Source organism: Stenotrophomonas sp. a6, from assembly GCF_030913325.1.
Taxonomy (GTDB): Bacteria; Pseudomonadota; Gammaproteobacteria; order Xanthomonadales; family Xanthomonadaceae; genus Stenotrophomonas; species Stenotrophomonas maltophilia.
On the sequence record NZ_CP133161.1, the window covers coordinates 2,136,200 to 2,161,213 of the forward strand.

General features: G+C 66.1%; 25 protein-coding genes. 4 read left to right on the top strand and 21 right to left on the bottom strand.

Features of this window, described 5'->3' with window-relative positions:
- Window positions 1–10: 10 nt before the first annotated feature.
- The 21 genes from rpoN to Q9Q79_RS10010 all read right to left on the bottom strand — a co-directional run bounded on the left by rpoN (window position 11) and on the right by Q9Q79_RS10010 (window position 21,707).
- Window positions 11–1,420: an RNA polymerase factor sigma-54 gene (rpoN, locus tag Q9Q79_RS09910; RefSeq protein WP_012480114.1), complete on the bottom strand. Its 1,410-nt coding sequence runs from the start codon at window positions 1,418–1,420 to the stop codon at window positions 11–13.
- 438 nt (window positions 1,421–1,858) lie between these two features.
- The gene (locus tag Q9Q79_RS09915; protein WP_005413261.1) at window positions 1,859–2,491 is read right to left on the bottom strand and encodes a response regulator transcription factor; all 633 of its coding nucleotides are present in this window, start codon (window positions 2,489–2,491) and stop codon (window positions 1,859–1,861) included.
- 92 nt (window positions 2,492–2,583) lie between these two features.
- Window positions 2,584–3,162: a PilZ domain-containing protein gene (locus Q9Q79_RS09920; protein WP_005413262.1), complete on the bottom strand. Its 579-nt coding sequence runs from the start codon at window positions 3,160–3,162 to the stop codon at window positions 2,584–2,586.
- The gene (locus tag Q9Q79_RS09925; RefSeq protein WP_005413263.1) at window positions 3,159–3,452 is read right to left on the bottom strand and encodes a hypothetical protein; all 294 of its coding nucleotides are present in this window, start codon (window positions 3,450–3,452) and stop codon (window positions 3,159–3,161) included. The genes Q9Q79_RS09920 and Q9Q79_RS09925 overlap by 4 nt, the downstream gene beginning before the upstream one ends.
- Entirely contained in the window at window positions 3,449–3,865 is a 417-nt protein-coding gene (gene fliS / locus Q9Q79_RS09930; protein ID WP_049448908.1) for a flagellar export chaperone FliS, read from the bottom strand. Before fliS ends, Q9Q79_RS09925 begins: the two co-directional genes overlap by 4 nt.
- A 128-nt stretch (window positions 3,866–3,993) precedes the next feature.
- Window positions 3,994–5,412, bottom strand: coding sequence for a flagellar filament capping protein FliD (gene fliD / locus Q9Q79_RS09935; RefSeq protein ID WP_088429061.1), 1,419 nt, complete (start codon window positions 5,410–5,412; stop codon window positions 3,994–3,996).
- A gap of 440 nt (window positions 5,413–5,852) precedes the next feature.
- Window positions 5,853–7,070: a flagellin gene (locus Q9Q79_RS09940; RefSeq protein WP_060380936.1), complete on the bottom strand. Its 1,218-nt coding sequence runs from the start codon at window positions 7,068–7,070 to the stop codon at window positions 5,853–5,855.
- An 86-nt stretch (window positions 7,071–7,156) separates the two neighbouring features.
- Window positions 7,157–8,332 (bottom strand): flagellin, encoded by a 1,176-nt coding sequence (locus Q9Q79_RS09945; protein ID WP_099473109.1) that lies wholly within the window; start codon window positions 8,330–8,332, stop codon window positions 7,157–7,159.
- A 72-nt stretch (window positions 8,333–8,404) separates the two neighbouring features.
- Window positions 8,405–9,625 carry a flagellin gene (locus tag Q9Q79_RS09950; RefSeq protein ID WP_005413267.1) on the bottom strand — a complete coding sequence of 407 codons (1,221 nt, stop codon included), beginning with the start codon at window positions 9,623–9,625 and terminating at the stop codon, window positions 8,405–8,407.
- Between the two features lie 417 nt (window positions 9,626–10,042).
- Window positions 10,043–11,245 (bottom strand): flagellar hook-associated protein FlgL, encoded by a 1,203-nt coding sequence (flgL, locus tag Q9Q79_RS09955; protein WP_005413268.1) that lies wholly within the window; start codon window positions 11,243–11,245, stop codon window positions 10,043–10,045.
- Window positions 11,242–13,122 (bottom strand): flagellar hook-associated protein FlgK, encoded by a 1,881-nt coding sequence (gene flgK / locus Q9Q79_RS09960; protein WP_012480121.1) that lies wholly within the window; start codon window positions 13,120–13,122, stop codon window positions 11,242–11,244. Before flgK ends, flgL begins: the two co-directional genes overlap by 4 nt.
- A gap of 8 nt (window positions 13,123–13,130) precedes the next feature.
- Window positions 13,131–14,330: a flagellar assembly peptidoglycan hydrolase FlgJ gene (flgJ, locus tag Q9Q79_RS09965; protein WP_059034399.1), complete on the bottom strand. Its 1,200-nt coding sequence runs from the start codon at window positions 14,328–14,330 to the stop codon at window positions 13,131–13,133.
- Window position 14,331: 1 nt separating this feature from the next.
- On the bottom strand, window positions 14,332–15,468 hold the full coding sequence (locus tag Q9Q79_RS09970) for a flagellar basal body P-ring protein FlgI (protein WP_032966707.1): 1,137 nt from the start codon (window positions 15,466–15,468) through the stop codon (window positions 14,332–14,334).
- Between the two features lie 2 nt (window positions 15,469–15,470).
- Window positions 15,471–16,163, bottom strand: coding sequence for a flagellar basal body L-ring protein FlgH (flgH, locus tag Q9Q79_RS09975; protein ID WP_005409570.1), 693 nt, complete (start codon window positions 16,161–16,163; stop codon window positions 15,471–15,473).
- 22 nt (window positions 16,164–16,185) lie between these two features.
- Window positions 16,186–16,971, bottom strand: coding sequence for a flagellar basal-body rod protein FlgG (flgG, locus tag Q9Q79_RS09980; protein ID WP_005409571.1), 786 nt, complete (start codon window positions 16,969–16,971; stop codon window positions 16,186–16,188).
- 102 nt (window positions 16,972–17,073) lie between these two features.
- Window positions 17,074–17,823 carry a flagellar basal body rod protein FlgF gene (locus tag Q9Q79_RS09985; RefSeq protein WP_049402746.1) on the bottom strand — a complete coding sequence of 250 codons (750 nt, stop codon included), beginning with the start codon at window positions 17,821–17,823 and terminating at the stop codon, window positions 17,074–17,076.
- Between the two features lie 32 nt (window positions 17,824–17,855).
- Entirely contained in the window at window positions 17,856–19,079 is a 1,224-nt protein-coding gene (gene flgE, locus Q9Q79_RS09990) for a flagellar hook protein FlgE (protein ID WP_012480126.1), read from the bottom strand.
- A 32-nt stretch (window positions 19,080–19,111) separates the two neighbouring features.
- Window positions 19,112–19,795 (bottom strand): flagellar hook capping FlgD N-terminal domain-containing protein, encoded by a 684-nt coding sequence (locus Q9Q79_RS09995; RefSeq protein ID WP_005413273.1) that lies wholly within the window; start codon window positions 19,793–19,795, stop codon window positions 19,112–19,114.
- Between the two features lie 23 nt (window positions 19,796–19,818).
- On the bottom strand, window positions 19,819–20,226 hold the full coding sequence (gene flgC, locus Q9Q79_RS10000) for a flagellar basal body rod protein FlgC (protein WP_005409575.1): 408 nt from the start codon (window positions 20,224–20,226) through the stop codon (window positions 19,819–19,821).
- 3 nt (window positions 20,227–20,229) lie between these two features.
- Window positions 20,230–20,625: a flagellar basal body rod protein FlgB gene (flgB, locus tag Q9Q79_RS10005; RefSeq protein WP_005409576.1), complete on the bottom strand. Its 396-nt coding sequence runs from the start codon at window positions 20,623–20,625 to the stop codon at window positions 20,230–20,232.
- Window positions 20,626–20,762: 137 nt separating this feature from the next.
- Entirely contained in the window at window positions 20,763–21,707 is a 945-nt protein-coding gene (locus Q9Q79_RS10010) for a chemotaxis protein (protein ID WP_005409577.1), read from the bottom strand.
- A gap of 265 nt (window positions 21,708–21,972) precedes the next feature.
- Here Q9Q79_RS10010 and flgA point away from each other — a divergent pair, with 265 nt between their 5' ends.
- The 4 genes from flgA (at window position 21,973) to Q9Q79_RS10030 (ending at window position 24,654) form a co-directional block, all read left to right on the top strand.
- The gene (gene flgA, locus Q9Q79_RS10015; RefSeq protein WP_099473118.1) at window positions 21,973–22,629 is read left to right on the top strand and encodes a flagellar basal body P-ring formation chaperone FlgA; all 657 of its coding nucleotides are present in this window, start codon (window positions 21,973–21,975) and stop codon (window positions 22,627–22,629) included.
- A gap of 75 nt (window positions 22,630–22,704) precedes the next feature.
- A complete protein-coding gene (flgM, locus tag Q9Q79_RS10020; RefSeq protein WP_005409579.1) occupies window positions 22,705–23,010 on the top strand; it encodes a flagellar biosynthesis anti-sigma factor FlgM in 306 nt (101 codons plus the stop codon).
- Complete coding sequence (locus Q9Q79_RS10025; protein ID WP_005409580.1) at window positions 23,007–23,345, top strand: flagellar protein FlgN; 339 nt, start codon at window positions 23,007–23,009, stop codon at window positions 23,343–23,345. The genes flgM and Q9Q79_RS10025 overlap by 4 nt, the downstream gene beginning before the upstream one ends.
- Window positions 23,346–23,436: 91 nt before the next feature.
- The gene (locus tag Q9Q79_RS10030; protein WP_005409581.1) at window positions 23,437–24,654 is read left to right on the top strand and encodes an ATP-binding protein; all 1,218 of its coding nucleotides are present in this window, start codon (window positions 23,437–23,439) and stop codon (window positions 24,652–24,654) included.
- The last annotated feature ends 360 nt before the right edge of the window (window positions 24,655–25,014 follow it).

Genomic DNA, 25,014 nt, shown 5'->3' on the forward strand with positions numbered 1-25,014 from the left:
AACATCCTTTTCAGCCCACCCGGGCCAGCTGTGGTTGCCTGGCGCCGAGCCGGCGCCGTTCACGGGCCGGGGCGATGTCCAGTTGTTCCCGGTATTTTGCGACGGTTCGGCGGGCAATGTTCACCCCCTGGCGTGACAACAGGCCGGCGATCGCCTCATCGGCCAGTGGCCGACCGGCCGGTTCGGCGTCGATCAGGCGGCGGACCATGGCCTTGACCGCCTGCCCGGAGACGCTGGCGCCTTCCAGTCGGACGGCGAAGAAATGCTTCAGTTCGAAGGTGCCGCGCGGGGTCTGCAGGAACTTGCCGGTGGTGATGCGCGAGACGGTGGACTCGTGCATGCCGATTTCCTCGGCCACTTCCTTCAGGGTCAGCGGTGCCATGGCTTCCTCGCCACGCACCAGGAACGCGGCCTGGCGCTCAACGATCACCCGTGCGGTGCGCAGCAGGGTGTCGTAGCGCATCGACAGGCCGCGGCTGAACCAGCGCGCTTCCTGCAGCATCTCGCGCAGTGCCGGGGCGGCCTCACTGGTCTCTGCCAGCGCCTGTTCGTACTGGCTGTTGATGGAGACGCGGCGACTGGTGGCCGGGTTCAATGCCACTTTCCACTGGCCATCGGCGTGCCAGGCGACCACATCCGGAACCACAACGGCATTGCGTTCCGGCAGCAGGCTGTCGCCTGGGCGTGGCTGCAGCGACAGGATCAGGCGTACCGATTCGCGCACATCGTCGATCTCGGCGTCGTGCTGGCGGGCGAGGGCGGGGTAATCATGTGCGGCCAGCGCATCGAGTGCGCCGTCCAGGATGCGCGTGGCCAGGTGGCGGGCAGGCACCGCGCCGTGCAGGCTGCGCAGCTGCGCCTGCAGGCCCTCGCGCAGGTCCTGGGCGGCCATGCCGGCCGGGTCACCGTGCAGCAGCTGCTGGCGGATGGCTTCGACGCCGTCGGCGTCGATGTCGAACTGGGCGCTGGCCAGCAGCTGCAGCTGGCCCAGTGGCGCCTGCAGGTAGCCAGCCTCGTCGCAGTGGTCCAGCCAGAATGCGGCCACTGCCAGCTGGCGATCATCCATGTCCAGCGACAGGCGCTGCAGCACGCGCAGCTGCGGGTCGGTGGATTCGCCGGCGGCGATGCGCGCCATGCGGTCGTCGTCGCCGTCCTGCCAGCTGGCGCCGGCCACGTCCCACATCGACGACTCAGGCAGCTCGTCGAACGCGGCGGTTTCCAGCGTCGCGGTGGCAACGTCGGTGGCGTCGGCGGCCGGTGCTTCGGGTTCTTCGATTTCCAGCAGGGGATTCGAGTCCAGCAGGCGCTGGATTTCCTGTTCCAGGTGCAGGCCATCAAGCTGCAGCAGCCGGATCGACTGCAGCAGCTGCGGGGTGAGGTGAAGTTGTTGGCCCAGCTGGGTCGAGAGTGCAGCCTTCATCGTGGTTCCCCGGCGCCGCTCCCCGGCGCCTTGTGGAACGCATCTTGCTTTTGATCCGGCGGTGGCGGAATCGGGGGGTTCCTGAGGGGCTTGGTGAATTTCCTTACGGCGTGTAGGGGTATTCCCTACAGTGGTGCGGAATGTTGACGATGATCGCTGCTAAGTTGCTGATTTTCGGTGCAAGGCCGGGATTGATCGGGCTGCACCGTGTACGGATTCCTGTCGGGGAATGTCGGGATGACGGGAATTCGACGCCGGGTGCGGGTTGGCTGCGTCGGCTGTCGATAGAGACGATCACCGGTAGAGTCGACTGTCAGTCGACTGCTCTCCGATCAGACCAAGGAAAAGTCCCGCGCTCCGCGCGCAAGTCGACTGACAGTCGACTCTACCAACAGCCCACTCTACCCAGCCATCGCTTCGTCACGCCGAGGCTGGCGCTTACTCCAGCTCGTGCTGATGGCGCGCGGCCAGCAGCAGCAGATCGTTGGCGCGACGGCAGCCCAGTGACTCCATCATGCGGGCGCGGTGGGTTTCCACTGTCTTGACGCTGATGCCGAGGTCGGCGGCGATTTCCTTGTTGCTCTCGCCCTTGCCGATGCGGCGCAGGATCTCGCGCTGGCGCGGCGACAGTGCGGCGATGCCGGTGGGTTTCTCGCGCCCGAGCATCGGTGCCAGCATCTTGGCGGAGATCTGCGGGCTCAGGAACACCTGGCCGGCATGCGCCGCGCGAAGCGCCAGCTCCAGTTCCTGCGGCGCCGCATCCTTGACCACGAACCCGACCGCGCCGCGGTCGAGGGCATCGCGCACGTGCGCGGCGTCGTCGTGCATGGTCATCATCACAACCCGGGTACCGGGCGCGCGCAGCCGGATATCGCTGAGCGCTTCCAGACCCGTACGGCCAGGCAATGACAGGTCCATCAGGACCACGTCCGGGGCGTGCTGCAGGGCCAGCTGCAGCGCCTGTTCGGCGTTGCTGGCCTCTGCAACCAGCTGCACGTCGGCAAACCCCTGCAGCAGCCGCGCCAGGCCGGCGCGGACCAGGGTGTGATCGTCGACGATGAGAACTCGCACAGGCACGCAGCAGGTCCGTGTAGGGGAGTCCACCTTAACTTAGCTGAACGGGCGCGCCAAGGCTTGCCCGCCAAGCGTGATGGTGGCAGGTTTCAGCGCGCCCGGCGTGCCTCGGCCACCTGGCGCCGGTGCAGGCGGAACAGGTGGCGCTCCATGGCCATTTCCAGGCCATCGCCAAGGCGCTGGAAGCGCAGCCACAGATAGTGGCCGCCGCCGCCATCGGCCGCTTCGGCAATCACTTCCACCGGCAGGTCGATATGGTCGGGCAGCCAATCACTGGGCTGCAGACGGACCAGGCCCGCCTGGCCGGGGCTGGCGCCACTGCGCGGGCCCAGTTGCAGGCGGATGCCACGGCGCGACCAGCGCACCGGGCGCAGGGTCAGTTCCTGGCCCTGCTGGCGGACCAGGCGGCCAAGCAACACCATCGCCAGATCCAGCTTCGCCTCCAGCCGCTGCAATTGCAGGCTGGCTTCATTGCGGTCGTCATGCTCGTCAACGCGGCTGTCTTCAACCAGCGCCAGGCTGCGCAGCAGGCCCTCGGCACTGCCGGTACGGCCGGTGCCACTGCCTGCCTGGAATTCGGCGGGCAGTGCCAGCTCGCAGCTGAGCGTTTCGTCGAACAGCTCGCTTTCGGCGGGATGGTGCAGTGACGTTGTCGGCAGTTGGGTCATGCCAGCGATTCTGCCTGCAGGTAGGCATGGGCCGCGCGAAGAGAGCGCTGGCCGTCATTCATCAGTGCTGCCACCGCATCGCGACGCTGGCGCAGCAGGCCCAGCAGGTTCTGCTGGCGCTCGAACAGCGCACTGAGCGGTGCGTGGTCGTCCGAGGTCAGCGGCTGGCTGAGCAGGGCATGCAGCGTGCTGTCGTGACCGTCGAGCAGGCTGTCGGCCTGGTCGAGGGCGTCTTCGCCCAGGGCCTTTTCGAAGGCGTCCAGCTGGGCGTGCAGTTCGTGCAGGCTCATGGCGCCACCGCAGCCGGGCGGCGCTGTTCCATCGGGATCGCATTCCAGGCGCTGTCGATCTCGCCCAGCAACTGCAGGGACTCATCGAGGGCGGCACGGTCGTTGTGCAGGTTGGCCTCGGTCAGGCGCTGCAGCACGTAGTCGTAGAGTGCCGACAGGTTCCCGGCGATTTCACCGCCAGCCTCATGATCCAGCGAGCCATTGAGGTGGCCGACGATCGCGCAGACCTCGCCGATCGCCTTGCCCTTGCCGGCCTGGTCGCCACGCTCGAGGCTGGCCAGGGCGCGCCGCACGCGCTCCAGCGCGCCGGCCAGCAGCATCGCCACCAGCTTGTGCGGATCGGCATCGGCGACCGCACTGGTCACTCCCACCTGGCGGTACTGCTCGGCATATTGACGGCTGGAACCGTACATTCGTGATTCTCCTTGCGCGGGGTGCCGCCGGCGGGTCGTGGGGACCGTTGCCGGCGGTGCGGCGTTGATTGCTGTTGCGTCCGTTATCGGTGCGTTACACGCCAAACTTGAGCGTTGCACGCAGTCCTTTAGCGGTTCAGCTGTGCCAGCTGCTGCTGCAGCGACGTATTGCTCTGCTGCAACTTGCCCATCAGGCTGTCCAGCGCGATGAACTGCTTCTTGTAGCGCTCTTCCACGTTCTTCATGCGCGTGTCGAGGTCCTTGCGGCGCTTGTCGATGTTGTCCAGCGTGGTGTTGAGGCCCTTGGTGCGGGCGACGAAGGCGCCTTCCTTGCCGACCGTGGTGCTGACGTAGCCGTCGACCATGGTGTACAGCGTGCCGGCACCACCGGTGTCGCCGGTGATCGCCGAGCGGATCTTCTCGGGCTGGCTGGCCAGCGCGGCGGCAAACTTGGTGGCGTCCAGCACCAGGCTGCCGTCGGCGTTGGGATAGCCGCGCGTCTGCAGTCCCAGCGTCTTCGGGTCCAGGCCATCGGCGGACAGCTCCTTCAGCACGCCCGACATCACCGAGCGCAACTGGCTGGAGGCACCACGCATCTGCGCGTCGCCGGTCAGCGTGGCGGCTTCCTTGGTCTTGGCGTCGTACTTGGTCTCGGTGTTGATCGCCGCGATTGCTGCGTTGTAGGCGGTCACGAACTCCTGCATCACCTTGGTGGCTGCAGTGGTATCGGTGCTGATCACGACGGTGCTCTTGCCCTTGACCTTGAGGTTCAGGGTCAGGCCCGGCACGGCATCGGCCACGGTGTTGCTGGCGCTGACCACCGTGACGCCATCGATGGTCAGCTCGGCATCGGCTGCCGCGGTGTTTTCCTGCAGGCTACCCACCAGTGCGGTCAGTTTCGGGTCGCTGCCGCCGTACTCGAGCTTGATGGCATTGGCGGCACCGGTCTTTTCCTGGGCGATCGACAGATACTGGTTGTCGCCCGAGGCGATCAGGGTCGCCTGCACGCCTTCCTTGCGGCCTGCGGCGTCGATTTTGTTGCGCACGGTGGTCAGCGTATCGCCGGCTTCCACCTCGACCTTCATCGTCTTTGCCTTGTCGCCCACACCAACGGTCAGCGTCAAGGTTCCGGCGCCGAAGGTGTCGGTCTTCCCCACCGAGGTACTGGCAATCAGCTTGTGTGCGGTGGCAAGGGATTTCACCTCCACCTGGTGGGTGCCATTGGAGGCCGCTGCCTTGGTCGTGCCAAGGTCGTACAGTGCCACCGAGGCCGTCAGCACGTCGTCGGTGTTGGCGGGTTGCGCCTTGCCGGTGGCGGTCACGGTGCGGGTATCGAAGGCGGTGGTGGCCTTCAGTGCGGTCAGCGCGGTCTTCAGCTTGTCGAAGGCCGCAGTGACGGTGCCGATCGACGACAGCTGCATCTTGGCCTTGGACTGCTGCAGGTTCAGCGCGTTGTCGGCGGGCTTGCGGTCGGCCGCGACCAGCTGGTTGACGATGTCCGAGATGTTGAGCCCCGAGCCAATGCCACCGTATCCAAAGCTTGCCATGTGATTCTCCTGGTATCCGGGCCTGGCCGTCGTGCGGTGGCCCGTCGTCAACGAAAATAGCGGCCTGCGCCGCTGGGTCTTGAGGACTTCGTTGATGCACGTGCCGTGCCAATGGTCTGGCGCAGGTTCTGGCACGCGGGTTGCAGGAGGGCTGGGGCAGGGTGCGGGTAGGTTCACCGCGGGCTGCCGGGAGTCTGCAAAAAGCCCTCCCCCAATGCAGGGGAGGGATCAGGCTACTGACAATCGGGGGGAGACGAAGCCGCCCGGTACGTACAGTCAAAGGTACAGCGCTGAAAGAGAGGTCCGCAGGAGCGGGCGATGCCAAGCCGGTTCGGGAGTGATCCCGGGCCGGGCATGGCCCGCGCCTTCGTGCATCGTGGCTTCCCGGTTGCCGCTACCGTCGGTTCGACCCGACGGTAGCGGCGCCTTCTTGCCGTGGATCAGCGCAGCAGGCTGAGCACGCCCTGCGGCACCTGGTTGGCCTGGGCCAGCATGGCCGTACCGGCCTGCTGCAGGATCTGGGTGCGGGTCAGCTCTGCGGTTTCCTTGGCGAAGTCGGTGTCCTTGATGCGGCTGCGCGACGCCGACAGGTTTTCCGACGAGGTCTGCAGGTTGGCGACGACCGAGGTGAAGCGGTTCTGGATCGCACCGAGGTCGGCGCGGGTGCTGTTGATGGCACCCAGGGCCTTGTCGACCACTTCCATCGCCTGCTGTGCACCCTTCACAGTGGACACGTCGATCTTGTCGGCGAAGCTCTTGCCCACTGCGGTGGTGCTGGCGGCGATGTCGGTCGGCGCAGTGCCGGCAGACCAAGTGCCAGTCTCGACGGCGATACCCAGGAAGGCGCCGTTCTTGTCGACGCTGTCCTTGACCGAGCTCAGGTTGATCTTGCCGCCGCCGGCAGCGTCGACCTCGGCCAGGACGCCGGTCTCACCGATCTTGGCGTTGATCGCGCTGACCAGCGCCTTGGTCGCAGCATCCTGGGTCTTGGTGCCATCGGCACCGCCTTGTGCTGCAACGTCAACGGTGTCGATCGCAACGGCAGTACCTGCGCCATTGGTGATGGTCATGCCGCTGATCTTCAGGCCGGTTGCACCGTCAGCCGGAACGGCCGTGGTGAAGCTGACCGAATCGAACATCGCACCACCCAAGGCATTGGCCTTGGCATCGATGGTCTTGTCGATGGCAATGGCCTGGCCCGCATTGGCGCCGACCTGGAACAGCTGGCTGGAGAACGAGCCGTCCAGCAGCTTGGTGCCGTTGAAGTCCGACTGCTTGGCGACGCGGTCGATTTCGCTGACCAGCTGGGTCACTTCGGCCTGCAGGGCCTTGCGGTCGCTGGCCGAGTTGGTGGCGTTGGACGCCTGCACCGACAGCTCGCGGACGCGCTGCAGGTTGTTGCCGATTTCGGTCAGCGAACCTTCGGCGACCTGGGCCAGCGAGATGCCGTCGTTGGCATTGCGGATGGCGACGTCGGTACCGCGGATCTGCGTGCCGAAGCGCTCGGAGATCGCCAGACCGGCGGCGTCGTCCTTGGCGCTGTTGATGCGCGAACCGGAGGACAGGCGCTGGATGGTGGTGGCCAGCGAGCTGCCGCTGGTGCTCAGGTTGCGCTGAGCATTCAACGACATCGTATTGGTGTTGATGACTTGTGCCATGGTGCTTTTCCTTTGGCGAAGGTGGAACGTGTTTCAGGATCCGGGCGCCGCGTCATGCAGCGCCCGGAGGTCGATCAGCGAGCGGATCAGCGCAGCAGGCTGAGCACGCCCTGCGGCACCTGGTTGGCCTGGGCCAGCATGGCCGTACCGGCCTGCTGCAGGATCTGGGTGCGGGTCAGCTCTGCGGTTTCCTTGGCGAAGTCGGTATCCTTGATGCGGCTGCGCGAAGCCGACAGGTTCTCCGACGAGGTCTGCAGGTTGGCCACGACCGAGGTGAAGCGGTTCTGGATCGCGCCGAGGTCGGCGCGGGTGCTGTTGATCGCACCCAGGGCCTTGTCGACCACTTCCATTGCCTGCTGTGCACCCTTCACGGTGGACACGTCGATCTTGTCGGCGAACTGCTTGCCCGGGACCGGGGTTGCCGCGGCGAAGCCGGCCAGCGAGCTGCCGATGGCAGTGAAAGCGCCCGCGTTGTTCACGCTGTCCTTGACCGAGGTCAGGGTCAGTGCGCCGGCGGCATCGGTTTCGGCCAGCACGCCGGTTTCGCCGATCTTGGCGTTGATGGCGGCAGCGACGGCCTTGCCGTTCGCAGCGGTGTTGGCGGCAGCGTCACCGACGCTCTTGACCGTCATGGCGCCGAAGTTGAAGACGGTGCCCTTGCTGTCGGTGATGGTGAACGCACCCACTGCGGTGTCGGTGTCAGCGGTACCGGCGATTGCGGTTGCGGTACCGCTGGAGAACTGTGCACCACCCAGGGCGTTGGCCTTGGCATCGATGGTCTTGTCGATGGCGATGGCCTGGCCGGCATTGGCGCCGACCTGGAACAGCTGGCTGGAGAACGTGCCGTCCAGCAGCTTGGTGCCGTTGAAGTCCGACTGCTTGGCGACGCGGTCGATTTCCGAAACCAGCTGGGTCACTTCGGCCTGCAGGGCCTTGCGGTCGCTGGCCGAGTTGGTGGCGTTGGAGGCCTGCACCGACAGCTCGCGGACGCGCTGCAGGTTGTTGCCGATTTCGGTCAGCGAACCTTCGGCGACCTGGGCCAGCGAGATACCGTCGTTGGCATTGCGGATGGCGACGTCGGTGCCGCGGATCTGCGTGCCGAAGCGCTCGGAGATCGCCAGACCGGCGGCGTCGTCCTTGGCGCTGTTGATGCGCGAACCGGAGGACAGGCGCTGGATGGTGGTGGCCAGCGAGCTGCCGCTGGTGCTCAGGTTACGCTGAGCATTCAACGACATCGTATTGGTGTTGATGACTTGTGCCATGAGGAGAGGTCCTTGAGCGGTTGCACGTGAGTTGGGTTAGACGCCCCCGACGTGCCCCGGGGGCGGCTCATGTCAGCGCTGCAACAGGCTGAGCACGTTCTGCGGTACCTGGTTGGCCTGGGCCAGCATGGCCGTACCGGCCTGCTGCAGGATCTGGGTGCGGGTCAGTTCGGCGGTTTCCTTGGCGAAGTCGGTATCGCGGATGCGGCTGCGCGAGGCCGACAGGTTCTCCGAGGAGGTCTGCAGGTTGGCCACCACCGAGGTGAAGCGGTTCTGGATCGCGCCGAGGTCGGCGCGCACGCTGTTGACCGACTCGAGGGCCTTGTCGACGATCGACAGCGCCTTCTGCGCACCTTCGGCGGTGGTGACGTTCAGGTCCTTGACGAAGTTGGCCGTGGCGCCAGTCAGCAGGCCGCCGTTGGTGCTCGTTTCGGTCAGGCCCAGGCCGGCGATGGTCGCGGCGGTGGCGCCAGCCGGCGGGGTTGCGGCACTGACGCCCAGGGTGAAGGTCTGACCGTCCTTGACCGAGGCCAGGCTGATCACACCGGCATTGACCGAGGCCATGACGCCGGTTTCGCCCAGCTTGTTGTTGATCGCGGCGGAGGTGGCCGAGGTGATCGATTCGCCCGCCTTCACGGTGAAGTCGTTGATGGTGACCGTGGTGGCGGTGCCGCCCGGCGGGGTCACCGAGATCTGCAGGCCGGAGTAGGTGGTGTCGGCGGTGGCCTTGTCGGCGGCGGCCAGGCTGGTGCCGGTGTAGCCGTTGGCGAAGGTTGCCGCGCCCAGCGAATCGGCCTTGGCGTTGACCACGCTGTTGATGGCGATGGCCTGGCCGGCGTTGGCGCCGACCTGGAACAGCTGGCTGGTGAAGGAGCCGTCCAGCAGCTTGGTGCCGTTGAAGTCAGCCTGCTTGGCCACGCGGTCGACTTCCGAGACCAGCTGGGTCACTTCAGCCTGCAGGGCCTTGCGGTCGCTGGCCGAGTTGGTGGCGTTGGAGGACTGCACGGCCAGTTCACGGATGCGCTGCAGGTTGTTGCCGACTTCGCTCAGCGAACCCTCGGCGACCTGGGCCAGCGAGATACCGTCGTTGGCGTTGCGGATGGCCACGTCCAGACCGCGGATCTGGGTGGTGAAGCGCTCGCTGATGGCCAGGCCGGCCGCGTCGTCCTTCGCGCTGTTGATGCGCAGGCCGGACGAGAGGCGCTGGATGGTGGTAGCGAGCGAGCTGCCGCTGGTGCTCAGGTTGCGCTGAGCGTTGAGCGACATCGTATTGGTGTTGATTACCTGTGCCATGGGGTCGTCTCCTCTTATATGGAACCCGTTGGTGAATGAAACGAAGCGCCGCCTGTTTTTTTGTGTGGCTGTGTGCTTCGCTGTTGCCAAATGAATAACGGCGCTTTGTCAACAACCTTTAGCCGTGAATTCCGTCGACGCTGAAATCCGGTGCCGGAGGCTGTTTTTCCGGGGTTTTCCAGCCCTGGCCGGGCGTGAAGGCGACCCCGGAAGGGGCGGTTGGGCATGCCCAACCAGCGCTGATGAAGGTATCGGCGGGGCAGGGCCTGGCTTGATGGGCAATCACGGAAAATGCGTGCAGCATGTTTCCGGTAGCGCCAGCCCACGCCCGACGAGTGCGACGGAACGGGCACGCAGGAACGAAAAAGGCCGCGATGCAGGGCATCGCGGCCTTTCAGGGGTGACGCAGGAGATGCGTCAGCGGATCTTGTTGAACAACGACATCGACTGCATCTGCGAGAAGATCGTCTGTGCCGCCTGCAGCGCGGTGCTCTGCAGCTGGTACTGGCTCAGTGCATCGGCATAGTCCAGGTCGCGCATCTGCGACAGCGTGGTCTTCAGGGTCACGCTGTTGGCTTCACGCATGTCGGCGGCATTGTCCAGTGCCTTCAGCTGCGCACCGCCGGCCGCACGTGAATCGATCATCCGCTCCGACGCACGGGCCACATCGCGCAGGGCGCTCTGCAGTTCGTTCTGCTGCGCGCTCATCTTGGCGGTGGTGCCGGTGTCGGCATCAAGCGCGGCAATCAGTTTGTCCATGGTGTCGAAGATGTCGCGGCTGGTTGCCGGCTTCACACTGAAACTGTCACCGGCAGCGGGTGCGCCGGTGATCTGCAGGCGTACACCGTTGACTTCGACGTTGTCACCAGCCTTGAACGTGCCGGTGCCGGTCACGTTGCCAGCGCCGTCCAGTACCTGGTACTGGTCGGCGGCGGTGAAGCGGATGCTGAAGGACTGGCCGTTCCAGCTGTCGCTGCCATCGCGGGTGATGTTGGTCAGCACGCCATTGCCGGTATTGCTGGCCGCGGCAACACCATCGACGAAGCCGTCGCCAGTAGGAATGCGCATGAAGATTTCGCTGCCGGGCAGGGCATCCCGCACATAGGTATCGGGGCCGACTTCAATCTGGCGCTGGGTCTGGTCGCCACGGTAGACCACCTTGCCATTGATCTTGGCGAACGGCGGATCGCCATCGTTGGTGCCGCCGAACACGTAGCGGCCGGTGCCGTCGTCGGCGTTGGCCAGCGACAGCAGGCCCTCGCGGATCTGGTTCAGTTCGGTGATCAGCGTTTTCTTGTCGGCGGCGCCCAGTGCCGGATTGCTGGCCTGGATGGTCAGGTCGTTGACGCGCGCCATCAGGTCGTTGACCTGGGCCAGGGTGTTTTCCTGTACGCCCAGTCGGTTCTGCACGTTGCCGGCATTGAGTTTCATCCGGTCCAGTGCGGCCAGGCTGCGGTCAAGCCCGACCGCCGCACCAGCGGCAACCGGATCGTCCTTGGCGCTGACGATCTTGCTGCCGGTGGCGATCTGCTGCTCCAGGTGGCTGAGCTTGGCCTGCTTGGCCATCATCAGCGACACGGACTGGTTGAACATCATGCTGGTGGAGATACGGCTGCTCATCGACGGACGGCTCCCAGGATGGTCTGGAACATGCTGTCGGCGGTGGAGATCAGCTGCGAGGCTGCCTGGTAGGCCTGTTGCAGGCGCAGCATGTCGGCCGCCTCCTCGTCCAGGTTGACGCCGGATACCTCATCGCGCGCTTCCTGCGCCTTGTCATTGATCACCAGCTGCGCTTCCAGCGAATACTCGGCCGAGCGGGCGGCTGCACCGACCTGGGTGGTCAGGCCCCCCAGGGCGCCGTTGAGGGTGACCGTGCCGCTGTTGAATGCCTTGGCGCTCTCCACCTTGGACAGCCTGGAGGCGTTGCTGTTGTCCGACGAGCCCGCCGGAGTCGGGGTGATATTGAAGGTGTCGCCGACCTTCGGCGCACCGTCCAGCACGAAGCTCCAGCCATTGGCACTGATGGTCTGGCCGGGCGTGTAGGTCTGCGGCGGGCCCCCATCGATGGTGTAGGTGGTGGCCGAGGTGAACACGATCGCGGCCGGATTGCGCAGGTTGGCGTTGGTCGAATCGCTGACGGTGACACCGCTCAGCTTGCCGGTGCCCGTGTTGGACGTCGCCGCCGCGCCCTTCACCGCCGCGGCAGCGGCGATGCGCGACGGATCGGTGATCGCCACTTCCATGCTGCCCGCCACGCCTGCGGTCGGCTGCAGCAGGAAGCGGTCGTTGGCCGCCGGGGTACCGCCGACCACCAGCTTGACGCCGTTGATCACCAGTGGATCGGCGGCCGTACCGGTGCCGGTCAGCGGAACGTTCGCACCGGTGTCGGCACGACTGGCCTTCCAGTTGGTGCCATCGAACTGCAGCACCACGTTCTGCGCGTCCAGCTTGCCGAGGTCGCCGTAAGTGGCGCTGAGGCTGGCGGTGCCGGTGTTGGCATTGTTGGCGGTGACGCGCGGGTTGCCGATATTGAAGAAGTCCCCCCCGAGCTGGCCATACAGGTCCACGCCCTGGTGATGCACCTGGTTGAAGCTCTCGGCCAGGCCTACCGCCAGCTTGCCCAGCTCGGCCTGGGCAGGCGTCAGCACGGTGTCGCGGAATTCCAGCAGGCCGCCGATCTGGCCACCGACCGCCTTCGGGTCGAGCCGGATGGTGTTGCCCTGCGTTTCCAGCGCCACCTGCAGGCGCTCGGGCTGGTACGGGTCGGCCACGGTGGTGACCTTGGTCGCCGTGGTGCCCACCACCAGTGCGTTGCCGCCGGCGGTGTAGACATTCATGATGCCGCCGTCCTGGATCACCGCTGTGCCACCGGTGTAGCCGATCAGCTGGGTGATCAGCTGGTCGCGGCGGTCAAGCAGGTCCGGTGCGGCGGTAGCGATGTTGGTGCCGATCGCACCGTTGATCTGCGCGATCTCCTGCGCCAGCCGGTTGACCTCGGTGGCACCGGCCAGCAGGCCGTTGTTGACCTCGCTGTTGAGGTTGTTCAGGTGCGTGTTGAGCTGCACGAAGCGGTTGGCCAGCGCCTTGCCACCATCCAGCATGTTCTGGCGGTCGGCGGTGCCGGCGGCATTGGAGGACAGGCCGCTGACCGAATCGAAGAACTTCGACCAGACGCCGGACACGTTGGTTGCCGCGTCGGAGAACAACGAATTGACCCGGTCGGCCATGCCGGAGAGCTGCTTCAGGCGCGCCAGCTCGCCGCTGCTGTCGAGCAGGCGCGAGATCGCCAGCTGGTCGGCGGTACGGCGGATGTCGGTGATGCGGGTGCCGTTGCCGACCGTGCCGTAGCCGTAGTTCTGGGGATCAGCCGTGGCGAAGTTGACCTTCTGCCGGCTATAGCCCGGAGTATTGAGGTTGGCCACGTTGTGGCTGGTGGTCGCCAACGCACGCTGGAAGGCGAGCAGGGCACCGGTACCGGTGGAAAGTACGCTGGACATGGGGTTCCTCAACGACGGGTGATACCCAGCGCCGCGGTTGCGGTGCTGGCGAAGGTCTGGCCAAGGCGCGAGCCGGCGTCTGCCACGGCGCTGACGGCGCGCTCGATGGTCGGTCCGCCGGCGATCGCGGCGATCTTGGCCGCGTAGCGCGGGTCGGTGGCATAGCCGGCGCGCTGCAGGCCACGGGCGAAGCCCTGCACGTCGGTGCCGGCCTGCAGGGCCTGCTGGTAGCGCGGGCTGGTCTTCAGCAGGCGCACGTAGTCGGCAAAGCTCTCGGCCGGCGAACTGTAGGCACGGAAGCTGGCGGTCTCGTTGCGGCGCACGCCGTCGACGTACTCGTGGGTGCCGGCCACGGCGCGCTGGCCGTTCCAGCCATTGGCCTTGATGCCGAACAGGTTGTGCGAGGTGCTGCCGTCGGCATGCTTGATGTGGCGCTTGCCCCAGCCGGTTTCCAGCGCCGCCTGGGCAACCAGGGCGCGGGCATCCACGCCCAGTTCCTTGGCCGCACGCTGCGCGTGCTGCCAGATGCTGGCGACGAAGCCTTCCGGAGTGTGTTCGCCCAGCTGGGCGACGGCGGTGCGGGTCGCCATCGCATCGGCCGGGCTGATTGCCGTGCCGCGGTTGCTGGCGGTGGCCGACCACTGGTCGCTGTTGGCAGCCCAGTCCTCGCCTTGCAGGCCGCCGATGTAAGGATCTTCGGTACCCAGCGAGCGGTGCATGCTGCTGCTTTCGCGCCCGGCGATCAGGTCCAGCGCCTGTTCCATCGGTGCAACCGCCGCGTGTGCGCCGGACTGGGCGCCGGCGGCCATCTGCTGCAGCAAACGCACGGCCTGGCTACCGTCTTCCAGCGGCAGCGACGGTGCCGGCTTGGCCGGTGCATTGAGCTGATAGGCACGGCTGGCCTTGGCCGGGTCCACGCGGGTATCCAGCGCCGGGCCATCGGCGGCCTGGCCGGACAGCTGCCGGCTGATCATGCCGGACAGGCCCAGGCCTTTGCCGCGGGTCATCGCCTCGGCAATCTTCTGGTCGTACATCTCGCGGAACATCTTGTTTTCGCCGGGGAACAGCGAGTCGCCGAAGCTGGCGTCACGCATGCTCTTGACCAGCATCTGCGCGAACTGGCCTTCCAGCTGGCGCGCGACCTTGTCGATCTTCGCCGGATCGTTCTGTTGTGCCGGGTGCAGATCGAATGCGGGATTGATGCGCATATCAGATCACCTCGAGCTCGGCACTCAATGCGCCGGCCTGCTTCAGGGCTTCCAGGATCGCGATGAGATCGCCTGGTGCTGCGCCCACGGCGTTCACCGCGTGCACGATCTCGTCCAGGGTGGTGCCGCCGCTGAACTTGAACATGCGGCTGCCGTCGTTGGTGGCGGTGATGGTCGACTGCGGGCTGGCTACGGTACGGCCGCCGGACAGCGCATTGGGCTGGCTGACGTTGGTGTTTTCCTGGATGGTCACGGTCAGCGAACCGTGCGAGATCGCGGCAGGTCCCACGCGCACCTGCTGGCCGATGACCACGGTGCCGGTACGCGAATTGACCACCACCTTGGCCGGAGCGCTGCCCGGGGTCAGTTCCAGGTTCTCGATGCGCGCCAGCAGGCCGATGCGTGCGCCCGGATCGGTCGGCGCGGTAACCGCCACGGTCACGCCGTCGACCGCACGCGCCGCACCGTCGCCGAACGCATTGTTGAGCGCAGCGACCATGCGCGAGACCGTGGTGAAGTCATTGTTGTGCAGGTTCAGGGTGATCTCGCCGCCGTTGGCCAGCGGATCAGGCAGCGCACGCTCCACGGTCGCACCGTTGGGAATGCGGCCGACGCTGGGCACGTTCACCGAGACACGGGAACCATCCTTGCCCTGTGCACCAAAGCCGCCCACGATCAGGTTGCCCTGGGCGATGGCATAGATCTGGCCGTCGGCGCCGCGCAGCGGGGCCATCAACAGTGAACCGCCACGCAGCGAGACCGCGTTGCCGATCGAGGACACGGTGATGTCGATCGGCTGGCCCGGCTTGGCGAACGGCGGCAGTTCAGCGTGGATCGCCACGGCGGCCACGTTCTTCAGCTGCGGGTTGACGTTCGGCGGAACATTCACGCCCAGCTCGCCGAGCAGGTTCTTCAGGCTCTGCACGGTGAAGGGCGCCTGGCTGGTGCGGTCGCCGCTGCCATCCAGGCCGACCACCAGGCCGTAGCCCACCAGGGCGTTACCACGCACGCCGCCGACCTGGGCCAGGTCCTTGATGCGCTCGGCGCTGGCCGGGGCTGCCACGATCATCAGCATCAGCGCGACGAACGACGCCACGCGGCGCTGCCAGGAAGAAGAGGGGAGGAGTTTCATGGCCATACTCAGAACGGCGTCAGGCCGGAATTGAAGAAGCGGCTCAGCCAGCCCATCGCGTTGGACTGCGCGACCGGGCCGCGGCCGCCGTAGACGATGCGGGCTTCGGCCACGCGGCTGGAAGGAATGGTGTTGTCCTGGCTGATGTCGCCCGGGCGCACGATGCCCTGCACCTGCACCAGTTCATCACCCTGGTTCAGCCGCAGGTTCTTCTGCCCCTGTACCACCAGGTTGCCATTGGGCAGGCGCTGGATCACCGTGACCGTGACACTGCCCTGCAGGCGGTTGCTCTGTGCGCTGTTGCCCTTGCCGGTGAAGTCACGCGCGCCCTTGGCCGTCGCACTGAGGATGTCCTTGCCGCCCAGGGTGACCGGCGCACCGAGGATGGACGGCGTGCCCAGGCTCAGGTTGGATTCCTTGTTGGTGGCCGTGTTGGCGCTGGTCTGCGCGGTGGTGTTCTCCAGCAGGGTGATGGTCAGCAGGTCGCCGACATCGCGCGCGCGACGGTCCGAATACAACTGCAGGGTCGGGCCGGCCGCGTAGATCGCGCCGGCGGTCGGTTCGGCCTGCGGTGGCATGATCGGCTGGATCGGTGCCATTGCCGGATAGGGGCGCACATCGCCGGCAATGACGCAGCCACCGAGCAGGGCAGCCACGGTGCAGGCGAGGGCAGTGCGGGCGAAGTTGGAAATGGGCGACATGGCGGTTTCCCGGGTTGGCCGGTCAGAGCTTGTTGTTGAGGTAGCCGAGCATCGAATCGGTGGTGGAAATCGCCTTGGCGTTCATTTCGTAGGCGCGCTGGGTTTCGATCATCGACACCAGCTCTTCCACCACGTTGACGTTGCTGCCTTCCAGCGCGCCCTGCACCACGGTGCCGAGGCCGTTGAGGCCGGGGTTGCCGTTCTGTGCCGGGCCGGAGGCCGTGGTCTCGAGGAACAGATTCTCGCCACGGGCCTGCAGGCCGGCCGGATTGACGAAGTCGGTCAGGGTCAGCGCGCCGACTTCCACCGAGGCGGCGCCGTCGGCCATCTTCACGCTGATGGTGCCGTCGGTACCGATGGTTACCGACTGCGCGCCTTCGGGAATCTGGATGCCTGGCTGCACCGGGTAGCCGCTGTTGGTGACCAGCTCGCTGTCCTGGTTGATCTTGAACGAGCCATCACGGGTGTAGGCCGAGCTGCCATCAGGCATCTGAACCTCGAAGAAGCCGCGGCCATTGACCATCACGTCGAGGGCGCGGCCGGTCTGCTGCTGGCCACCCTGTTCAAAATTCTTGGCGGTGGCGACCACGCGCACGCCGGTACCCAGTTGCAGGCCGGTTGGCAGCTGCGTCTGTGCCGAGGAGGAGCCGCCGGGCTGGCGCACCTGCTGGTACAGCAGGTCTTCAAAACTGGCACGGTCCTGCTTGAAGCCGGTGGTGTTGGTGTTGGCGAGGTTGTTGGAAACCACCGACATGCGCATCTGCTGCGCATCCAGTCCGGTTTTCGCGATCCACAATGCCTGGTTCATCTTCGATGTCCTGTCTGGTGAAGCCGGCCGCGTGGTGCGGCCCTTGTATGCGGGTGTGCAAGCGGTGTGCCAGCGCCGCTGTCAGCCGGCGCCGGAATTCCGTCAGCTGCCCAGGCGCAGCATGCTGTTGGCGCTGCGCGCGTTCTCGTCGCCGTGCTTGATCACCTGCACCTGCATTTCGTACTGGCGCTGCAGCTGGATCATCTGCACCAGCGCGCCAGCGGCGTCCACGTTGCTGCCTTCCAGCTGGCCGCTGTGCACGGCCGTGCCCTGTGCCGGGGCGAACGGCTGGCGCGGGTCGGTGTTGCGGAACAGGCCATCCAGGCCACGCTCAAGGCGCTCGTCCGGCGCCTGCACCACCTTGATCCGGCCGATCTGCGCCATCGTCTGCGGGCCTTCGCCCTGTGGAATGATCGAGATCGTGCCGTCGGCACCGATCTCCATGGCCTGGTAGGGCGGAATGGCGATCGGATTGTTGTTGTCATCCAGTACCGTGCGCCCGCTGGAGGTCACCAGCTGGCCGTTCGGGGTGACCGACAGTGCAGCACCGCGCGTGTACGCCTCGCTGCCGTCGCTGGACTGCACCGCCAGCCAGGTGCCGGTCTGCAGGGACAGATCCAGCGGCTTGCCGGTAATGTGCTGCGAGCCGGGCGTGCGGTTGAAGCCGGCATCGACGTGCAGCGCATCCACCCGCGAGGCAAAGCCCGGGCCCTTGATCGGGAAGGCTTCGGTGTTGGCCAGCGCTTCCTTGAAGCCAGGGGTGTCCGAGTTGGCGAGGTTGTGGCTGAGCGTTCCCTGCGCCTGCAGGGAGGCGCGGGCACCGGTCATCGCCACGTAAAGGGCTTTATCCATGCGGGGAGTTCCGTGACAGGGTCAGCAGCTCATCAACGGATGTTGATGACGGTCTGGGTGATCTGGTCCTGGGTGGTGATCATCTGTGCGTTGGCCTGGAAGTTGCGCTGCGCGGTGATCATGTTGACCAGCTGCTCGGTGAGGTCGACGGTGGATGCTTCCAGCGAGCCGGCCTGGATCTTGCCGAGGTTGGAGGTGTCCGGCATGCCGGTGCGCGGGGTGCCCGAGCTGAAAGTGTCCACCCACAGGTTGTTGCCCTTCGATTCCAGGCCCTGCGGATTGTTGAAGGTAGTCAGCGCGACCTGGCCCAGCGGCTTGTCGGCGCCATTGGAGTAACGCGCGTAGACCACGCCGGTTTCCGACACGGTGATCTCATTGAGCTTGCCGGCGGCGTAGCCGTCCTGCTGGGTGTTGCGCAGCGCGAACTTTTCGCCGTACTGGGTCGAGCCGCTCACGTCCAGCGTCATGTTAAGCACGCCGGCACCGGTGGTCGGGGTGAAAGTGCCGAGGCTGACCTTGCCGTCCGCCGGTGCGGTCAGCTTGCCGCTGTTGTCGAAGGTGACCGGGGTCGGCGCGCCGGCCGGCTGGCCGTCCACGTAGTTGCGCACGGTCCACTCGTTCGGGTTGGCACCCTTCACGAAGTACGAGACCTGGATGTGGCTGACGCCCAGCGAGTCGTACACGGTGATGCCGCCGCTGGAGTGGTTGTAGCTGTTGGAGTCGGTCGGATCGAAGGTGGTGACCGTCGGCTGCTTCGCGTTGGCCGGCAGGGTAAAGCCGACCTTCACTTCGCTGGTCTGCTTCGGCGGGCTGTCGGTGGTGAGCAGCTGCAGGTCGACCATGCGGCCGGCATCGAAGTTGGTGCCGTCGGCATTCGGTGCGAACACCTGCAGGCGCGCGCCCTGCGGGTTGACCACGTAGCCCGATGCATCGGTCTGGAAGTTGCCGGCGCGCGAGTACACGCGGGTGCCGTTCATGTTCATGGTGAAGAAGCCTTCACCGGAAATGGCCATGTCCAGGCTGCGGCCGGTCTGTTCGTTGTGGCCCTGCTTGAACTGCTGGGCGACATTGGAAACGCGCACACCAGAGCCGACCGCGTTCTTCGACAGGCCATAGCCGGTGGCCGAGAACAGGTCGGCGAACTCGGCGCGCGATTCCTTGAAGCCGGTGGTGTTGACGTTGGCGACGTTGTTGGCAGTGACGCTCAGGTCGGAATTGGCGGCATTGATGCCGGACAGCGAGACATTGAAGCCCATGGGATGCTCCTGGTAAGTGCGGGGTGTGCGGCTCAGCTGACGCGGAGCACGTAGTCGATCGGGGCCGTGCCCAGGCCCTTGAGGTTCAGGTACAGGCCGTCGGAACCGACGGTCACGCTTTCCACCGGCGCCTGCACGTAGGTGGATAGCTTGGTGCTCTTGCCGGCGGTATCGACGTGGTTGGCAACGATGGAGTACTTGCCCGGCTCCATGCGCTTGCCGTTGGCATCCTTGCCGTCCCACTGGAACGCAGTCTCGCCGGCGGCCTTGGCTTCCACGCTCAGCGAGGTGACCTTGGCGCCGGTGGCATCGGTGATGTCGACGGTGATGATGCCGGCCGAGGGCGCGGCCACCGTGCCTTCAACGTTGCCTTCCTTTTCCAGCACCAGCTTTTCCGACGGCACCAGCACCTGGTGGCCGACCAGCGCCGCACCACGCAGCACCTGGTCGCTGGCCATCGATTCCTGGAAGCCCTTCACCGTCTTGTTCAGATCGGTGATGCCCTGCACGGTGGACATCTGCGCCATCTGCGCGACCATCTGCGTGTTGTCCATCGGCTTCAGCGGATCCTGGTGCTGCAGCTGTTCGGTCATCAGGCGCAGGAAATCGGCCTGGTCCAGCGTGTTCTTCTTCTTGGTGGCGTTGCTGTTCGGGGCGTTCAGACCGAGTGCGGTGTAGACGTCCTGGTTGGTCTGGTTGTTGACGGCGGTGGTCATGGCGGTATCCGGTACTGCGGGCCTCAGCGGCCCATGGTCAGGGTGGCCAGGGCCAGTTCCTTGGCGGTGGTCAGCATCTCCACGCCGGCCTGGTAGTTGCGCGAGGTCGAGATCAGGTTGACCATCTGCGCCACCGGGTCGACGTCGGGCTGGTAGATGTAGCCATCGCCATCGGCCAGCGGGTGGCCCGGCTCATAGCGCTTGATCGGCGCCGCATCGCTCTGGGTGATCTCCTTCACCTTCACCGAGGTGATGTTCGGATCGTTCTTGCTGGTGACGGCCTGGAAGATCGGCTCCAGCGGCTTGTACACCGCGTCGGCGGAGCCGGCGACGGTATCGGCGTTGGAGAGGTTGGAGGCGATGGTGCTCATGCGCACCGACTGCGCCTGCAGCGCGGAGCCGGCGATATCGAAGATCGGCAGGTTGCTCATGGCTTATTGCCCCGTGATCGCGGTCAACATGGAACGCACCTTGCTCTCGACGAAGCTGAGCGAAGCGCGGTACTCGAGCGCGGCGCGGCCATAGGCCGCACGCTCGGCATCGGGATCGACGGTGTTGCCGTCCAGGCTGGGTTGCACGCCTTCGCGCGCGATCTGGAACGGGTTCAGGCCACTACTGATTTCGTAGTGCTGCTCATGGGTGGTGGCCATCAGGCCATTGGCATCCTGCCCCTGGGCATGGCGCAGGGCGGCATCGAAGTCCAGGTCCTGGGCCTTGTAGCCGGGAGTGTCGGCATTGCCGAGGTTGCTGGCGATCAGCTTCATCCGCTGTTCGCGCAACGGCATGGCCTGGGCATGGACGCCCAGGTAGTCGGTAATCAGGTTGCGCACGGTGCACTCCCACGGGAACGTTGCCCGGGAAGCTGCAAGGGGTGTGCCAAATTCGAGAGGGTAGTGCCGGCCGCTGGCCGGCTCCCCGATGGATCTGCGGTTGCCGGCCAGCGGCCGGCACTACCGGATCAGTGGCCTCAGGCCGCCAGCGCCACCTTGCGCAGGCGGTCCAGCACGAAATCGGCCAGCTCGTGCGGCGAGTACTTGGCGACGAAGGCGTTGGCGCCCACGCGCTCGACCATGGCGTTGTTGAAGACGCCCGACAGCGAGGTGTGCAGCAGCACGTACAGGCCGGCCAGGCCCGGATGGCGCCGGATTTCCGTCGTCAGCGTATAGCCGTCCATGGCCGGCATCTCGATGTCCGAGATGACCATGGCATAGCGCTCGGCCGGGTTCTCGCCCGAGGCGTGGATCTGCAGCAGATGGTCCAGCGCCTGCTTGCCATCGGAGAGCAGGGTGGCACCCACGCCCAGCTGGTCGAGCACGCTGCGGATCTGCTGGCGGGCCACGCGCGAGTCATCCACCACCAGCACCTGCAGCTGCGGGCCGTCGGAGGGCATCGCCATCGCCGGATCGAGCACCGCTTCGCCGCGCACCTGGGCGATGTCGGCCAGGACGCTTTCCACGTCGATCACCTGAATCAGTTCACCTTGGAAGCGGGTCACTGCGGTCAGGTAGCTCGATTCGGCGCCCAGTTCCGGCGGCGGATGGATGTCTTCCACCGCGATGTTGACAATGCGCTCCACGCCGCTGACCAAAAAGCCCTGGATCGAGCGGTTGAACTCGGTGACGACCAGGTAGCCGGGCGAGGTGTCCGCCTCCGGCTCGCGCTCGGGATGGCCGATCGCCAGGCCGAGGTCCAGCACCGGCACCGAGCGGCCGCGCACGTCGGCCACGCCGGAGAACTGGCTGGGCAGCCCGGGCACCTGGAACAGTTCCGGGCGCCGCAGGACTTCCTGCACCTTGAAGACATTGACGCCAAAAAGCTGACGTCCGCCGAGACGGAACAGCAGCAGCGCCAGGCGATTGTGGCCGGCCAGACGGGTCCGCTGGTCGATCCGGTTGAGCAGGTCATGGGACATGGCTGCTGTATCGGCGGGGTAGGCGCCGAACTTGAGGGCGCTCTGCCGCCCACGCGCTCCACACCGCTTCTGTAGAGTCGACTGTGAGTCGACTGCTCTTATAGTCGACTGCTCTTATCCGATCGCGGGAAATCCCGCGCTTCGCGCGAAAGTCGACTGACGCGAAAGTCGACTAACAGTCGACTCTACAGGCCCCATCCCGAGACCCGGTCTCTGGCACACACCTTGCACGCAGCTGGGCCAGGTCCCATCGACAGGAGGCGCCATGCGCCGGGTCACATCTCTATTGGCCATCGCGCTTGCCCTGGCCTCGCCGTGGGCGGCGGCCGCCGACTGGCAACCCGTAGCCAGCATCCGCACCGCAGCGTTGTCGACGCTGCCTGCCGGCAGCGAGGGTGAGGCCCAAGTGGCCGATGCGCTGCGCCTGCCCAAGTGTGGCGGCGCGCTGCAGGTGCAGCCTACCGCCAACACCACGGTGGAGGTCAGTTGCCCTGATGCGGGGGGCTGGCGCCTGTTCGTGCCGGTGAAGGTGCGGCGCAACCAGACCGTGCTGGTGCTCAATCGTGGAATCGGCACTGGAGAAACCCTCACCGCCGCCGATATCACCACTGCCCAGCGTGACGCTGCCCGGATTGCCGGTGCGGTGCTGGCCGATCCCAATGCAGCGATCGGCCGCATCGCCCGCCGTCCGTTGCAGGCCGGAGCCCTGCTGTCGAACAACGACCTCGTGGTTCAGCGTCTCATCAAGCGAGGAGACAATGTGGCCCTGGTGTCGCGTCGCGGTTCGGTCGAGGTCCGCATTGCCGGCCGTGCGATGGGTGATGCCGGTGAGAACGAGCGGGTCTCGGTCGAGAACCTGTCCTCGCGGCGGATCGTGCAGGGCACGGTTGATGCCGCAGGTGACGTAATCGTGGCGCGTTGAATTACCGCAAAATATCCCTAAAGATCACGGCCCTGCGGCCGTTATCCCTTGTGAACGGCAACTCCAGGACACCCCATGAGCCAGAAAATCGACGGCAACCTGCAGGTCCCCCAGGCACTGCGCAGCGTGACGACCCCGGCCAACAAGCCCGGCGTCAGCACCGATGCGGCGGCGCGCCCGGTCGAGGCGGCCGACAGCCTGCGCCTGACCGGCGAGGCCACCAATCTGCAGGCCATCGAGCGTGAGCTGACCACCGCCCCGGCGATCGACGCCCAGCGCGTGGCCGCCGTGCGCGAGTCGCTGCAGAACGGCACCTACAAGATCAATCCGGACGCGATCGCATCGCGCATGCTCGATCTGGACCAGCAGCTGCACGGATGACCGCGGCGATGAGCGAGCCGCTGCAGCGCCTCGCCCAGGCCCTGGACGTTGAACGCCAGGCCCTGGTCGAGCACGACGTACACGCCTTGATCCGGGCCACCGGCGCCAAGCTGGAAGCGCTGCGTGCGCTGGAAGGCGCGCCGCCGGTGGGGCAGGGCGAGCAGCTGCAGGAACTGGCCGAGCGCAACCGCGCCAATGGCGTGCTGCTTTCGCGGCGCCGACGCGAAGTCAACTGGGCATTGCGCCAGTTGGGCCGTACCGAAGACGCCTCGGCCTATGACGCCAAGGGCCAGTCACACACCGTCACTGCCCGCCGCCCACTCGCCGTCGCCTGACGCGACGGCGGTCGCACTACCCACCCCCGCGGGCTGAAGCCCGCTGCGTGACCGCGTATATTGGGCGCCTGTTCGAACGTCCCGAGTCGCCGTGTCCGCTGCCAACGCCCTGGTTACCGCCCCCCTTCCTCCGCAGCCGGTGCTGCAGGCCCTGCTTGAGCGCCTGCGCGAAGGGTTGCTGCTGTTCACTGAAGACGGGCAGGTGGCGCTGGCCAATCCGGCTGCGCAGAACCTGTTGGCCGGTGGGGAGGACGGTGCATTGCCGCCGCAGCGGCTGCGTGAGCTGCTGCCACCCGATGCGCTGGAACAGGCGCGGCAGCATGGTCACTGGAACGGCAGCCTGCCGCTGGGGGAGGGTGTGGTCATCGCCCACCTCTACCACCACGGCCCGGTCGGCCAAGGGCACTTCCTGGCGTTGTTCCGCCATATCGAAGGGCAGGAAGACTACGAGCGCGAGCTGCAGCAGCGCCATGCCGAGCTGCGCCAGGCCTACCTGCGCCTCAACGGTACCCAGGAAAAGCTGCTGCAGTCGGAAAAGATGGCGTCCATCGGCCAGCTCGCTGCCGGTGTGGCGCACGAGATCAACAACCCGATCGGCTACGTGCACTCCAACCTGGGCAGCCTGCAGGAGTACCTGCGCAGCCTGTTCACGGTGATCGAAGCCTACGAACGCGCCCTTCGTGCGCCCGACCCGAAGGCGTTGATTCCGGAAATCGACGATATCCGTGACCGCCTGGACATCGATTTCATCAGCCGCGACCTGCCGCAGCTGATGGCCGAATCGCGCGAAGGCATCGAACGGGTGACCCGCATCGTGCGTGATCTGAAGGACTTCTCGTATTCCGGCCGCGACGAATCGTGGAAGCTGGTCGACCTGCACGCCGGGCTGGAATCGACCATCAACATCATCTGGAACGAGCTCAAGTACAAGGTCACCCTGGTGCGTGAGTTCGGCCAGCTGCCGCTGGTGGAATGCCTGCCGTCCGAGTTGAACCAGGTCTACATGAACCTGCTGCTCAACGCCGGCCACGCCATTGCCGAGCGTGGCACGATCACCGTGCGTACTGGTGTCGACGGTGACCAGGTATGGGTCGAATTTGAAGACACTGGCGGCGGCATCTCGCCGGAACTGCGCCAGCGCATCTTCGATCCGTTCTTCACCACCAAGCCGGTGGGCAGCGGTACCGGCCTGGGCCTGTCGATCTCCTACAGCATCATCAACAAGCACCATGGCCGCATCGACCTGGACAGCACCCCGGGCGTGGGCTCGCGCTTCCGCGTGGTGCTGCCGGTGAAGCAGCCGCGCTGACCGCTTCGGGTAGTGCCGGCCGTTGGCCGGCAACCTCATTGAATCCGGCATCGAGAGCAGCCGGCCAGCGGCCGGCTCTACCAAGGCTTGTCCCCGGCCTGGGTTCGCGCTTCGGGTAGTGCCGGCCGCTGGCCGGCAACCCCATTGAACCGGGCATCGAGAGCAGCCGGCCAGCGGCCGGCTCTACCAGGGCTTGTCCCCGACCTGGATTCGCGCTTCGGGTAGTGCCGGCCGCTGGCCGGCAAGCTCATTGAACCGGGCATCGAGAGCAGCCGGCCAGCGGCCGGCTCTACCAGGGCTTGTCCCCGACCTGGATTCGCGCTTCGGGTAGTGCCGGCCGCTGGCCGGCAACCTCTTTGA